Here is a 14,387-nt window from a genome sequence, read left to right as displayed (position 1 = left end):
TAGTTACGGATAATACTGAATTATTTGGAAAATTCATTAAAATCCATATTTTTCATATTGACGTAGGGTAAGCATCTATGCCAGTTTGTAACAGTTAATACTCTCAATGCAAAAAAACAGTTTTGAATTCATAAAAATTGTGATATTTGCCTTTTCACTAATCAATAATATCAAGATTATGTTACAAAAATTACTGTTAGCAAATGTTGTTGTGGCTGGTTTAATGCTGGCGCATTTTCCAGCGATCGCACTCAATCCCAATTTTACAAAACCTTCTACATCAGGTAGCTCTAGTTTAATTATTGCTCAAGAGCAAGAGATTAACGCTGATGCTTTAAATGATGCAGCAGAAGCGTTGGAAGAAGCTGCAAATGCCATGAGTGCAGCTCAAGAAACTAAAAATACAAAGGAAGTACAGGAGCATTTTGGTAGAGCATTGACAGCGATGGAAAAGTCTTCTGCTTTACTAGAACAAGCAGGAATTCCCAAAGCAGCCAACGCGATGGATAATGCGATCGCGTCTGTGAAAGCAGCGGTGGAAGCTGATACCGAAGCGGAACAAGAAAAACTGGTTGAAGAAGCTGGAAAAGCCCTAGACGATGTAGTTAAAGAGGTAGAAGCAGCTTTAAAATAAAACCTGTGGATTTTCAAGAGTAGTAGTGTGTCAAGTGTGTCAAGAGCAAAATGATGGTTGTAGAGACGTAGCAGTGCTACATCTCTACAGGACTGTCGATTTGTACACAACCGTCAAAATATAATTAACGGGCTAGTAGGCAGGGGAGCAGGGGCAGTAGGGGAAAGGCGTTTATTATTGGGCTTTTGATGGTTAAATAATGGCTGTACTAGTAGTTCATAAAAATCATGAGATGTGTAGTTCCTGGTGGTAAAGAATTTCCGTTATTCTTGAAAAGTGATGTACCGGGTTCAATATTGTGACTAACTTTTCTCAAGGACGAATGTTACTATCCCATAATTTTAATGTTTCTGAAGATGTGCTTCCGTCATTAAGTCGGGAAGAATTTACAAAGGTATTTATTCAAGGATTAGCAAATATTGCTCAGTGTCGATTAATTGATAATCCTCATTGGATTGTTGAGGTTTTGTTTGATCCTAATAAGTTTTCTGCGGCACAAATAGGTGAAAGTTGTGCTCAAGCTTTAATCAATGAGCGTTTAAGTCAAGTTAAAGATGGTCAATCTTTACCAAATTTATTGATATTAGGGGGAATTAAAACAACTCCCCCTACCAGTGCTTCACCAGATGCGCTACAACCTGGTGAGTGGGGTGTGGATGTGGTGGAAACAGCTAATGGGAATGAGTTTTTACAAGCAATTGGATGGGATGCAACTGTGGCTTCAAAGCCGCCGGAAAATGTGTTTAAAGTTGAAAGAGCCTAATTTAACTTGCTTTTTCCTCGGTTGCGATCGCATCTTCATTTCTGTACCCTTTGGGGTTAGCTTGTGTAGTGTTGTGGGATTAATATTTTTACGGAAACGTCCGTGAGTCAAGGCTTGGTGTATTGGATCAACCAAATTTTTTCAGGTAAAATGCGGAATATTTTGTATTCAATTGGGAGAAACCAGGTTTCGGTTATTAGTTGCTACCTTTGAAAGGTTAGTCTTTGCTGCCGAAAAGCTCTCAATACAGCAGGTACGCATAAACATACTCTCGCTGTATAGTTATCAACACATCTGATTTAACAAACACAAATTATAATCGCTTTATCTGGGACGCGGAATTAAAAGTTTATTTTTCTCCAGTCTTGAATTTAAGTCCGCAGTCTCTGGGCAAATTGCTAAGTAATGGGTACTCAGCAGTCTTTTGGTAAAAGCAAACATAGGAAAATGACATGGATAACAATAATTGGATGCAACAGGTTCTGATGCTGGGTTTGGGCACAACTTCGATGGTTGCTGAGAAATTAAAGGAAGCTGGAGATAAAATAGTCAAAGATGGGAAACTAGACCCAGAACAGGCTAAAGCTGTGATGGATGATATGGTACAGCAGGTAAAATCTGAGCAAGGCAATTGGGAAGTGAACATGCAGCGTCAGATGCGAAATATGATGCAGGATTTGGGTGTGGCTCGTCAATCGGAGGTTGATGAGTTACGTGGTAGGATTGATCGCTTAGAGCGGCAAGTACGCGATTTAGAAAATAAACTTTGGCGTTAAAGATTATAGAACTTACGCATTGACACGAAATACAAAATATGGGTGCTTGAAAAAAAGACATTTGTCGTAGGGGTTTAGCAATGCTAAACCCCTACAGCGCGGCTTGATGTACGATAAGCCGGAGGCTTGACGCTTCGCGTATCGAAGAATGATTAATAAGAGCCTGAAATTGCCTATTTTCGTGGAAACATATCATGGTTAATTTGTGTAGTGCGTAAGTCCTAGATTAGCTGAAAAGCCTAAGTATAGAGACGTACTAAGGTATGTCTCTATTGGTGTGAAGTGAAAAAATAAGATTTTTTGTCCTTTGCGATCTAAACTTAGTTGTGTTCAACTGGTAATTTCAATTCCAAATCACCTAAGTAGGAGGATTGATTTTGAAAGCAATTTTAGTCAGTGTCAGTGTGATGCTACTTTGCGTTGTCATTTTGGTGCTAGCGCAGATTGGTGGTAATAAAGAAAGTGCGTTAGCGGAGTCTATCGCATCTCCAACCAATCAACCTTCACCAGCATCCACAGTCATCACTGAAAATAATACGTTATTAGCGAGCAAAGATATGTCAGATACAAATTCTATTACCACCCCATCTGGATTAAAATACGTTGAAATCGAAGAAGGAACTGGTGAAACTCCCCAAAGCGGACAAACTGTGACAGTTCACTATACTGGAACTTTAGAAAACGGTAGTAAGTTTGATAGCTCACGCGATCGCAATGAGCCATTTAAGTTTAAAATTGGTGCCGGACAAGTAATTAAGGGTTGGGATGAAGGACTCAGTACCATGAAGGTAGGTGGTCGTCGCACACTAACTATTCCTCCTGAATTGGGTTATGGTTCTAGAGGAATTGGTCCTATTCCCCCAAATTCAACCCTAATTTTTGATGTGGAACTATTAGGAGTTAGTTAGAGCAGCTTCCTAGAAGCTATCACGATTTTAGTCTTAAAATCGTGATAGCCTTTAGTTCTAATTGATAACTGATAACTGATTTAATCATGCCTTTATCTTTTTGTTGTCGAATGAACTTATTTCAACAAACTAATATCCACCAGTTCTAGCTAAATTTTTAAACTGGGTAAATTGTGGATCAAATAATAGCTTAACTGTACCAGTTGCACCGTGACGGTGTTTAGCAATCATGATTTCAGCTATTCCCCTTTCTGGAGTATCAGGTGCATAATATTCATCTCGATATAGCATCATCACTAAATCCGCATCTTGTTCAATACTGCCCGATTCTCTCAAATCTGATAGCATTGGACGTTTATTAGTACGAGATTCAACCCCTCGACTTAGCTGGGAAAGGGCAATTACTGGGACATGTAATTCCCTAGCTAAACCTTTAATTTGACGTGTTATTTTCGATAACTCTTGGACGCGATTATCACTACCACCTTCCATTAATTGCAAATAATCAATTAAGATTAAACCCAAATCAGTACCTTGTTCTGCTTGCAAACGTCTGGCTTGACTTCGCATTTCTGTAATCGTGATATTGGGAGTATCATCGATAAAAATGGGCATTTGCTGAAGTGAACTAATGCCCCTAGTTAAATCTTCCCACTGATTCTGACTAATTCTACCGCTGCGAAGGTAACTACTTTCAATTCTTGCTTCACCTGATAGCATTCTTAATGCTAATTGTTCCTTCGACATTTCTAAACTAAATATCGCTACTGGCATTCGTGAAGAACCAGCAATATAGTGAGCAATATTCATCGCAAAACTAGTATTATGAACGCAAATATCATTTGCAATAAAATTGTGGGTAACTGGGATAGTTAAATCATAAACTTGTTTAAAACCCATTGATTCAATGGAAACTATTTTATCCCAGTAGATGTCGCTATCAGCTAACTGCTGAAGTGGCAAATTTTCTAAAGCTGTTGCCAAAATCCAAAGTCTTTCCCGCGATAATGTGCGTTTGCCAACATGGATATTTGTATAGCCTTTAATACCTGCGCGTTTGGCTAAGGTAGACCAAGGTTCATTTCCTTTTGCTACTGCAATTGTATCCCAAATTTCGGTGGGGATTGTATCATAATTGGTTTGAAATATTCTTCCTTCTAAAGTAGATTCAATTTGATTAATCGCTTTTTCTTTGCCGAATATCCTAATTTCAGAAATAAAGGTTTTAATGGAATTAGCATCGGTAATATCTATTTGCCAAGCCTGTCTACGAGTATCTTTATATTTGATAGATCTCTTTTTAAGGGTGGCAATAATACCAAATCTTAATAGTAAGTGTTGAACTTGACGAGATAGTTTTTCGCTAACCGTACAATATCCTAATTGTACCTGACCTGTTTTTAAAATTGATGCCCATCCATCTGTGGCAAATAACCTATTTATAAATAAAGCTATTTGCGATCGCGTTAATTTGAATATTCTCTCTGGAATAGTTTTGGCATGAGCATCTTTACCCCAAATACCTAATTCTTGTAGCCAAAGTGTTAAAGAATTACCATTGTCAATAGTCGTATTTATTCCAAAACAAGCTAACTTTTCTGGTAAAATTTGCAGTGTTTCAGATAGTAACTTAAAGTTTTCTTTACTTGGCAAACATATTCCTGTTTGCCAGTTAAAAACTGAAGCTGGACTTACTTTTAGTATTTGACTCAACTTTCTATCTGAGATATTTTGCGATTTGATTGCTATTTTTAGGCATTCAGCAAAATTTATCCTTTGAGCAGCAAAAAAATCGGAATTTTTGGTGACGTATAATGTAGGTGTTCGCTTACCATTGGATGTTTCTAACCTCACCTTCAATCCGACAAAACTATTGACAGCTTGAGAAAAGTCTTCTTGCAGTAAAGGGTTGCTATTTGTAAATTGAGGGCTAGTACCTGTTAAACAACCGTCACCAATTAAATAAGCAAGGATTTTGATTTCACTATCGCGCATGGTTTCCGTGCCAAACACATCTAATTTACGCGGTATAGCAATTTTATCACCTACTTTCAACTCTGAAAGTTTGCGCCATCCATTAATAGTTAAATATGGATGAGTTATGGTTGTTTCGACATATTTTCCTAAGCCTGTAGTTACTCGAAATACTGGCTTTTCTCTATCATCGACATATACTGAAGGTTGGGTAACATGAAATTTCCAATCATCTCCTAATGTTAATAATTTCCCTTGACGATGATGATATATTTCTTCAATTGTGGAAATAGAACCATCTGAAAGTAAGATTTCTGTGTCAAATGCCACACATTTACCCATTGCCGGACGACCAGCAATAATGATTAAATCAGAGCGTTGAAAACCACCGTTAATCATGGCATCCAAATCATAGAAACCGCAGGAAATCCCCGGTAAAGCAACTCCTTGATTTCGTTCTTCAATATCTTTAAAATTACTCATTAATGAGTCAGCGATATGCACTAAACCTGATTGCGATCGCTCTTGGGAAATTCCGAAGATTTTCTGTTCGGCTTTGTCCAAAACTTGGGGTAATTCGGTTTCTGTTTCGTATCCTAAGTGGACAATTTCATTCCCCGCTTTAATTAATTGACGACGCATATATTTATCCATCACCAACTGCGCTAAAGCGTCGATGTTAATTGCGGATACTGTGCGTTCCACCAAGGAGGCTAATTTATTTCTTCCTCCCACACGGGTTAATAAATCGTGATCAGTTAACCAACTTGTCACCGACAGCAAATCGGTGGGTTTACCCTGTCCATTCAAGCGCAGCATCGCTTGATAAATATCACGATGGGCGCTAATATATAGGGCTTCGGTGATTAAGCGATCGCTTACTCGGCTAATCGCCTCTGGATCAAGCAATATCCCCCCTAAAATTGCCTCTTCAGCCTCGATATTTTGGGGTGGTAGTTTATCTATATTACTAGCTTGGAAATTTAGCTGCTCAGACATAGAATTTTACTTTACTTCTAAGTGGCGTTTCGGCACACTATGGTTTTAAAAAATACAAAAAAATACAAGTATATTGGAAAACATCCTCACTCAACCGAATTTTCCGGATCGTGAATATGATTTGTTTGTAATCAGATATTAGCTGAATTACTCTAACATTTTCTGTTTTGCCAAGTCGCAGTTGTTGGGTTATGCTGTCAACTTCACCCAACAAGAATACGTTAACCTAATACTCTAGGTCTAAAAATTCCTTTAATTATTTCTTGAGTAGAAAATATGATTGAAAAACGCATTGCTGAAATATTACGTAGCGCACAACCAGATGAGTCTGTCACCGTTAAAGGTTGGGTACGCACAAAACGGGAACTAAAAGGATTTTCCTTCATTGAAGTTAATGATGGCTCCTCCATGGCTAGTTTGCAAGTAGTGATCAATGAGGATGTACCCGATTACCAAGAACTCATTAAAAAAGCCAATACAGGTGCTTCTGTAGAATTTGATGGGGTAATTGTAGCATCCCAAGGAAAGGGGCAGCGTATCGAGGTTAAAGCTAAATCAATATTAGTATACGGCGAAGCAGACCCCGAAACATATCCTTTGCAAAAAAAACGCCATTCCTTCGAGTTTCTGCGGACTATTGGACACTTGCGATCGCGTACCAATTCTTTTGGGGCAGTTTTCCGGGTTCGTAACGCTTGTGCAACTGCAATTCACGAATTTTTCCAACAACGGGGCTTTATGTGGGTACATACTCCCATCATCACCGGAAGTGACTGCGAAGGTGCTGGGGAGATGTTCCATGTCACCAACTTTGATTTAAACAAGATTCCCCGCACCAAAGATAATGCCATAGACTACAGCCAAGATTTTTTTGCTAAACCTACCTATCTCACAGTTAGTGGACAACTGGAAGCCGAAGTTATGGCAATGGCTTTTAGTAATGTTTACACATTTGGTCCTACCTTCCGCGCCGAAAATTCCAACACTTCCCGACACCTCGCTGAATTTTGGATGGTGGAACCGGAAATGGCATTCTGTGACTTGAAAGAAGATATGGATTTAGCTGAGGCATTTCTCAAATATATCTTTAATTATGTGATGGAAAAATGCCCAGAAGATATGGAATTTTTCAACCAACGTATAGATAATACTGTATTAGCAACTGCCGAAAATATTATTAATAATCAGTTTGAGCGGATTACCTATACAGAAGCAGTCAAATTACTAGAAAAAGCTGACGTAGAATTTGAATATCCTGTAAGTTGGGGAACAGATTTGCAATCAGAACATGAACGATATTTGTGTGAACAACTATTTAAAAAGCCGACAATTATTACTAATTATCCAGCCCAAATCAAAGCCTTTTATATGCGCTTAGACGAAGATGAGAAAACAGTCTCAGCAATGGATATTGTTGCTCCCAAAATTGGCGAAATTATTGGTGGTTCTCAACGGGAAGAACGTTTAGATGTTCTCCAAAAAAGAATCTTAGCACAAGGAATGAAAGAGGAAGAGCTATCGTGGTATCTGGATTTGCGGAGATTTGGTACAGTTCCCCATGCTGGCTTTGGTTTAGGCTTTGAACGGGTGGTGCAATTTATGACAGGGATGGGAAATATTCGTGATGTAATTCCATTTCCTAGAACACCACAAAGCGCCGATTTTTAATTAATTTTCAAATGTCTTTGTTAATCCTTAGTGGTGCATAAAACTTTTCTGAGTTTCATTACATTATGGACAATCTGGATGCTTAAAATAGTGGCTCAAACCTTAACTGCCTGACAGAAATCTCAAAATCCTTGCGTTTAGTCTAGTAATTTACACTAGATTTATTGCTTGAAATCCTAATTGTGCGGTATCAACCTCATCAAGGTTGACACCGCACAATTAGGCTTTGATGAGATGATGTGTCAGGCAATCAGCCTGATACCTACTGCTTTTGGCTTCAACCGAACTCAGCTTAATTAGATGGCACGACGGCGACGGACAGTTGCGATTCCAGTTGCGACTAAACCAAGAGCCACCAAAGAAGCAGGTTCAGGAACAGAAGCATGAGGAGGGGCTATATTAGAGACGAATAACGAGGCATGAGATAAATCCTTCCCTGCTGTTCCACTACCATTTAAAGCAACACCGATTGTATTGAATATTCCTGTTAAACCTTGAGAGAAGTCATAATCTTTGAATAGGTAAGCACTGTAAGCATTACTTGACTTGAGACTAACTACAAATGTATTACTAGATAATGGTGCTCCCAAACCCCATGTGCCAGTGCTGTTAGAGCCTGCTGTAATTGCAAAAGGATTGGTGTCATCAGACTTGCCAGCTAAACTCCATTGCACACCAGTACCAATAGAACTGCTAAACAGATTATTATTTAATTTATCAAGCAAAGTACCTTGTGCCCCAGTGTCATTACCACTGATTGGTCCTTCACAAGCTGTCGCAGAAATACTTCCAAGCGAAATATTATTAGTGCTACATATTGCTGAAGAAATTTGAGGGTTAGGTGCCTTAGCATATGCTGGTACAGCGATTGAAGCACAAGTGATTCCAGTAACTAAAGCTGGGATAAGAGAAAATTGGTGTTTCATTTTATTTTGCCTTAAAATATTATCGGTATAAATTCCTTATTAATGTTAGTAGCGAAGAAATATTTACTATTGAATAAAAGTTCTTTCTCTAACAATTTGAATCATATGCTTATTTTTTTGTAATTGGTGAAAAAAGATTATTTTCACTGTTAATTCACACAATTATGGTTTGTTTAATATACAGATAAAGCAATCATAATATACTTGTTAAAAATACTTAGAATTCATATAAAACATAAATTGCTATCAGTAATACTACTAATAACCGCTTAGTTAGGAACATATTCACAAAAAGCATAATGCTCCTCAGAGGATGCTTGGAAAGTTCCAGAGAGGTATAGATTGTCATTCTTTACTCCATTTACAGCTATTTTCAGGTAAATAGACCACACTGTAGGTTGATGTGCTTCAAATAGGTGAAAACTGCTGTAATTCCGTTCATAATCCCAATCAATTTTTCATTGAGCCTAAGATGGTTTACTGTGCTCCGCTACGTTCAGAAACCGCAATTCATCCACTCATGTAGTATGTCAAATGTTGTACATTAACATACAGTAAATTTTATTTTCACTTTGTCACTAGTCTCTCACTTAGATATATTGACTTGAAAATATCTATCTCGAAGCTATAAAAGTCAATCGTGAGACTGATTTTTTATAATTAACTTTAAATTATTCTTTCATATAGCTAGCGCCTCACGGCTATAGATGATCTGGCTTTTCCGTGCCATCCCACATTTTACTAAAGAGAGCTTTATTTTAAGTTTATGACCCAAGATCCTATCTTAACTAATGATTTTGGAATTCCCAATCCCAATAACGACCACTCATTAACAGCAGGTCCCCGTGGTCCCATCTTGATGCAAGACCACTTTTTATTGGAAAAGTTGGCACAATTTAACCGTGAACGGATTCCAGAACGAGTAGTTCACGCTAAGGGAGCAGGTGCTCATGGTTACTTTGAAGTAACAAATGATGTTAGCAAATGGACAAAAGCTAAATTCTTGAGTGAAGTTGGCAAAAAAACACCTGTCTTAGCTCGCTTCTCAACTGTAGGTGGAGAGATGGGTTCGGCTGATTCAGTTAGAGATCCACGCGGATTTTCTGCTAAATTCTACACTGAAGAAGGCAATTATGACTTAGTGATGAATAATACCCCTGTATTTTTCATCCGGGACCCGATGAAATTTCCCGATTTTATCCACACTCAAAAAAGAAATCCCCAAACCCATACCAAAGATAAAAATGCTTTCTGGGATTTTCTTGCTCTGACTCCAGAGTCAACCCATCAGGTGACAATTTTATTTTCGGATCGTGGTACCCCCAAATCCCACCGTCACATGAATGGATATTCTGGGCATACCTTTAAGTGGATTAATGCAGAAGGAAAAGCAGTCTGGGTGAAGTATCACTTCAAAACTGAAACCGGAATTGAAAACCGCACCCGTCAAGAAGCAGAAGAGGTTGCAGGAATTGATCCAGATGCAGCAATTCGGGATTTATTTGACCACATCGACAAAGGTGGAGAGGCAGCTTGGAAGGTTTCTGTACAGATTTTGCCTTTAGAAGCTGCTGACACTTACGAATTTGATATTTTTGATATTACCAAAGTTGTATCCCACAAAGATTATCCCCTAATTGAGGTGGGACGCTTTGTCCTCAATCGTAACCCCCAAAATTACTTTGCCGAAATTGAGCAAGCTGCTTATTCCCCCTCAAATGTGGTTCCGGGTATCGATTTTTCACCAGATAAGATGCTGCAAGGACGAATTCTGTCCTACCCTGATGCACATCGCTATCGCTTGGGTAGTAACTATGCTTTGATTCCTGTCAATTGTCCCTATGCCACAAGGACACATAACCATCAAGCAGATGGCTTGATGCGAGTAGATGGCAACGGGGGAAATTTACCTAACTATGAACCTAATAGTTTCCATCCCTCCCAATCAGCACCGGAACAGGGAGAACAACCATACATGGTTCAGGGTAAAGCTGAACGTACTCCCTATCAGCATCCAAATGATGACTTTGTTCAAGCCGGGAATCTCTATCGCTTGATGAAGGATGAGGAAAAAGCTAGGTTGATCGATAATATTGTTGATCATATCAAGCCTGTCAGACGTGATATCCAATTGAAACAAATCTGTAATTTCTATCGCGCGGATGCAGATTACGGGACTCGTGTTGCAGAGGGATTAGGTATTAATCTCCATGAAGAACTTTCCAAGATGAAAGTTGTTGCAACTAAGTAATAAGGTAGATAGCGCGGTTATAAATCCCCGACTTATTGAAGAAGCCGGGGATCTAGTTATTTTCAAGAAACACTAACTAAAACATTCCCATCTTCTATTTTGGCAGTATAGGTTTGGAGTGGTTTTTGTGCAGGACCCGCTAAAACTTTACCATCTGCCGCAAATTTTGATTCGTGACAGGGGCAAACGAAAGATTTTTGAGTTTGTTCCCAAGCTACAGCACAACCTTGATGGGTACATTTAGAATTTACTGCAATTAGACTATCTTGATTACTAGGATTACGGATTACGATCACCGTAGGGGTACTAATTAAACCTTTTTGATCTAAGTCTGATACTTTCCCCAGAGATTTAAAACCATCGGGACGTGGTGAAGCATCCACTGATTTAGGTTCTGTAGTTTGAGGGGAACAAGCTGCTATGGCTAGGGGTAGAGAGCTTGCGATCGCACTTACGCTAAACCACCCGAAAAATTCACGTCGATTCATAAAGTACTACCAAAATAGCAACTATATAGCAATACGGTTCAGTTAAAGATTTTTGGTATGATTTCGGTACCTAGAGACGCGTAGTTTGGTTGCCCCAGGCTAATTTCGCGTCTCTACAAAGGATTTCGGAATCAACTAAACGGTATTGCACTATATAGTACCGCAAAGCCTGCAAAATACGGTTATGAATTTACGGGTTCAGTGAAGATAATTCCGACTGGAGGAATTTATCTTTTATTTTTATGAATCGATATGACACTCTGTCATTTGACACACGCAAAGACTTGGTAAAAGATTATTCCTAAGACTCGCTGAGTATAGTCGTAAGTTTTTGTTGGATTTGTGGTGTTGAAGTGGTGCAGGAGAAAATATTTTGAAATTTGATGTTTTATTGCATGTTGCTCTTCGTGTTTGTCTTGTTAGTACTGTATACTCGATCGCATCAGCAAGGGTATCTGCACAAACAAGTCCCAGTGTGTCTAAAGAAATAGTTAAGGATAATACAGATTCTAATATTAATAATTCCATCGGCAGTAGTGCAGAAGTCAGATCCCTAGGGAACCACTTTGTGAATGCACAAAGTACACTTAGGGTTAACGATATAGCAATTCCGAATACCACAGCCCAGGATTTGTTAGTGCAGTCGGAAACAACTCCTGAAAGTAACGGAACAAATACCAAAATCACAGCAGTCAGACTGAAGTCAACATCCAATGGATTGGAAGTTATTTTAGAAACTCCGAGTGGTGAACTCAAAGTTACAGATACCCTCAATGACGGGAATATATATATTGCAGACATCGATAACGCAGTTTTATCCCTACCTGATGGGAATAAATTCAGTGCGAAAAAACCAGCAGAAGGAATTGCAGCAATCACTGTTACCCAACTCGAATCGAATAACAAAGTCCGAGTTACGGTGACAGGAATCTCCGGTTTACCAAATGTACAACTAACCAATACAGCTAATGGTTTAACTTTAAGTTTATCTGCACCAGAAGCAGACATTGAACTTACCGTTACTGCACAGAAACGACCAGAAGATATACAGGATGTACCCTTCAGCTTAACTACGATTCCCCGTCAAGAACTCGAAGATGCTCAAATAGACTCTTTGATTGATATTGCCAATCAGACACCTAACTTTAATTTTTTTCCCACATCTGCGGGTGGTACGGAGTTTAGTTACTACAGCATCCGAGGTGTGAATAACCAGAATTTCTTAACTGCTCAGGATAGTGTAGCCTTTTATATCGATGATGTTCCGGTCGATTATAATGGTTTTCTCGATTTAGCTTTGACTGATTTAGAAAGAGTTGAAATATTACGGGGTCCCCAAAGTACGCTTTACGGACGTAATAGTTCCGGTGGGGTAGTTAATATTATTTCTCGTGAAGCAATTCCCAAACCAGAAGTTAAATTTGCCGTTGGTTACGGTAAATATAATAGTCGTGAATTGCAATTCTCTCTCAATGATGCTTTGGTAGACGATAAACTCGCATTACGAATTTCTGGATCTCATAAATCTCAAGATGGGTTTATTGAAAACATTGCTACAGGTAATACAATTGGAGAGCGATCGCGCACTTCAGCAAGAGCACAACTTTTGTGGACACCAACACCCGACTGGAAAGTATCTTTTAATAGTTACCATAGTTTTACAGACGATGGGAATCCCACCTATAATCGACGGGATGCACCTGACCCATTTAAAGTAAATTTGACAACAGAAGGATACAACAATTTAAGTACTAATACACAATCCGTAAAAGTAAGCTATAACGGTGATGCTTTCCGAGCTACATCTATTACCGCACATCGTTTTACTGTCCAAGACAACATTGTTCCTGGAGATACAGGTGTGCAGTACATTGATGATATCAGTTCGACACTGTGGACGCAGGAATTACGCTTGCAATCTCCGGAAAATAGCGATCGCTTGCAATGGTTATTAGGTGCTTACTACGAGTCTCGTGATTTTGTCGTTGATGATGCTCGAACCGAATTTTTTGGATTTGGGACATTTAGACGTACTGGAGATGATAATCGTCAAACCTATGCAGTGTTTGGACAAATGGATTACAAACCGATTGATCCATTAACGATATTTGCTGGTTTGCGCTACGAATCTAGTACAGCATATTCGAGTAGCACCTATGAGTCTGTGAATACTGATGGTAGCTTCACTGCACTGCGTCCAGCATTTAAAGACGAAAAAGCTAGTAGTGACGAATTTATTCCTCGTTTTGGGTTGAAATATCAATTTAATCTCAATTTAATGGCTTATACAACTATTGCGAAAGGTTATAGACCAAGTGGATTGAACTATCGGGCAAATGGTGCATCCACGCTAAGATTTGGAGAAGAAAAAACCTGGAGTTATGAAGTAGGTTTAAAATCAGCTTGGTTGGATAATCGGTTGCTGGCAAATCTCTCATTTTTCCACAACGATATAAATAATTATCAAGTTTTGCAATTTGATGAAAGTGGATTTTTTGGGCGAGTTAATAATGTTGACATCAAAGCAACTGGAGTTGAATTTGAACTGAATGCAAAACCCACTAAAGGACTCGATTTAATTGCATCAATTGGCTATGTAGATAGTAAATATAAGAATTATTTGAATAGTGACACTGGTGTAAATTTGAGCGATAATCGAGTTCCCTTATCACCACAGTTTACCTATAATTTAGCGGCTCAATATCGCAGTCCTGGAGGAATATTTGCCCGTGCAGAATTACGTGGTTATGGTCTAACTTATTTTGATGATGAAAATCAAATTAAGCAAGAACCCTATGCGGTTGTGAATGCAAGAATTGGTTATCAATGGCAAAAAGTCAGCGTTTATTTATATGCCAATAATTTGTTTGATACCCGTTATATTACCTCTGGATTTTTGTTCCCTCCACCAATTCAAACCGTTGGATTTGGCGACCCGTTCACTTTTGGAGTTCAACTTAAGGCAAATTTGTAAAGGGTTGTGCTGGGGAGGGTTATAAC

General features: G+C 38.7%; 10 protein-coding genes. 7 read left to right on the top strand and 3 right to left on the bottom strand.

Features of this window, described 5'->3' with window-relative positions:
- Positions 1–178: 178 nt before the first annotated feature.
- The 4 genes from CAL6303_RS02515 (at position 179) to CAL6303_RS02500 (ending at position 3,081) form a co-directional block, all read left to right on the top strand.
- Positions 179–634, top strand: a complete 456-nt coding sequence (locus CAL6303_RS02515) for a hypothetical protein (protein WP_144050995.1) — start codon at positions 179–181, stop codon at positions 632–634.
- Positions 635–932: 298 nt separating this feature from the next.
- Positions 933–1,397 carry a DUF2656 domain-containing protein gene (locus CAL6303_RS02510; RefSeq protein WP_238993765.1) on the top strand — a complete coding sequence of 155 codons (465 nt, stop codon included), beginning with the start codon at positions 933–935 and terminating at the stop codon, positions 1,395–1,397.
- 452 nt (positions 1,398–1,849) lie between these two features.
- Positions 1,850–2,173: a phasin family protein gene (locus CAL6303_RS02505; RefSeq protein WP_015196246.1), complete on the top strand. Its 324-nt coding sequence runs from the start codon at positions 1,850–1,852 to the stop codon at positions 2,171–2,173.
- A 377-nt stretch (positions 2,174–2,550) separates the two neighbouring features.
- Entirely contained in the window at positions 2,551–3,081 is a 531-nt protein-coding gene (locus CAL6303_RS02500) for an FKBP-type peptidyl-prolyl cis-trans isomerase (RefSeq protein WP_015196245.1), read from the top strand.
- 129 nt (positions 3,082–3,210) lie between these two features.
- Here CAL6303_RS02500 and dnaB read toward each other — a convergent pair whose 3' ends face one another.
- Complete coding sequence (gene dnaB, locus CAL6303_RS02495; protein ID WP_015196244.1) at positions 3,211–6,054, bottom strand: replicative DNA helicase; 2,844 nt, start codon at positions 6,052–6,054, stop codon at positions 3,211–3,213.
- A 276-nt stretch (positions 6,055–6,330) separates the two neighbouring features.
- Between dnaB and asnS the strand changes: the two genes are divergently transcribed.
- Positions 6,331–7,722 carry an asparagine--tRNA ligase gene (gene asnS, locus CAL6303_RS02490; protein ID WP_015196243.1) on the top strand — a complete coding sequence of 464 codons (1,392 nt, stop codon included), beginning with the start codon at positions 6,331–6,333 and terminating at the stop codon, positions 7,720–7,722.
- 296 nt (positions 7,723–8,018) lie between these two features.
- Here asnS and CAL6303_RS02485 read toward each other — a convergent pair whose 3' ends face one another.
- Positions 8,019–8,648 (bottom strand): PEP-CTERM sorting domain-containing protein, encoded by a 630-nt coding sequence (locus CAL6303_RS02485; RefSeq protein WP_015196242.1) that lies wholly within the window; start codon positions 8,646–8,648, stop codon positions 8,019–8,021.
- Positions 8,649–9,414: 766 nt separating this feature from the next.
- Between CAL6303_RS02485 and CAL6303_RS02480 the strand changes: the two genes are divergently transcribed.
- On the top strand, positions 9,415–10,899 hold the full coding sequence (locus CAL6303_RS02480) for a catalase (RefSeq protein WP_015196241.1): 1,485 nt from the start codon (positions 9,415–9,417) through the stop codon (positions 10,897–10,899).
- A gap of 62 nt (positions 10,900–10,961) precedes the next feature.
- Here the strand turns inward: CAL6303_RS02480 and CAL6303_RS02475 are convergent, their stop codons facing one another.
- A complete protein-coding gene (locus CAL6303_RS02475) occupies positions 10,962–11,387 on the bottom strand; it encodes a ubiquinol-cytochrome c reductase iron-sulfur subunit (protein WP_015196240.1) in 426 nt (141 codons plus the stop codon).
- Positions 11,388–11,760: 373 nt separating this feature from the next.
- Between CAL6303_RS02475 and CAL6303_RS02470 the strand changes: the two genes are divergently transcribed.
- Positions 11,761–14,361: a TonB-dependent receptor domain-containing protein gene (locus tag CAL6303_RS02470; RefSeq protein ID WP_015196239.1), complete on the top strand. Its 2,601-nt coding sequence runs from the start codon at positions 11,761–11,763 to the stop codon at positions 14,359–14,361.
- The last annotated feature ends 26 nt before the right edge of the window (positions 14,362–14,387 follow it).

The sequence above is a fragment of the Calothrix sp. PCC 6303 genome (assembly GCF_000317435.1).
Lineage (GTDB): Bacteria > Cyanobacteriota > Cyanobacteriia > Cyanobacteriales > Nostocaceae > PCC-6303.
Note: the sequence above shows the minus strand (reverse complement) of the source record. Positions and strands in the feature narration are given on the sequence as shown.

Coding starts and splice junctions, on each gene's coding strand:
- CAL6303_RS02515 (WP_144050995.1), top strand. CDS start 179: ATGTTACAAAAATTACTGTTAGCAAATGTTGTTGTGGCTGGTTTAATG.
- CAL6303_RS02505 (WP_015196246.1), top strand. CDS start 1,850: ATGGATAACAATAATTGGATGCAACAGGTTCTGATGCTGGGTTTGGGC.
- dnaB (WP_015196244.1), bottom strand. CDS start 6,054: ATGTCTGAGCAGCTAAATTTCCAAGCTAGTAATATAGATAAACTACCA.
- asnS (WP_015196243.1), top strand. CDS start 6,331: ATGATTGAAAAACGCATTGCTGAAATATTACGTAGCGCACAACCAGAT.
- CAL6303_RS02485 (WP_015196242.1), bottom strand. CDS start 8,648: ATGAAACACCAATTTTCTCTTATCCCAGCTTTAGTTACTGGAATCACT.
- CAL6303_RS02480 (WP_015196241.1), top strand. CDS start 9,415: ATGACCCAAGATCCTATCTTAACTAATGATTTTGGAATTCCCAATCCC.
- CAL6303_RS02475 (WP_015196240.1), bottom strand. CDS start 11,387: ATGAATCGACGTGAATTTTTCGGGTGGTTTAGCGTAAGTGCGATCGCA.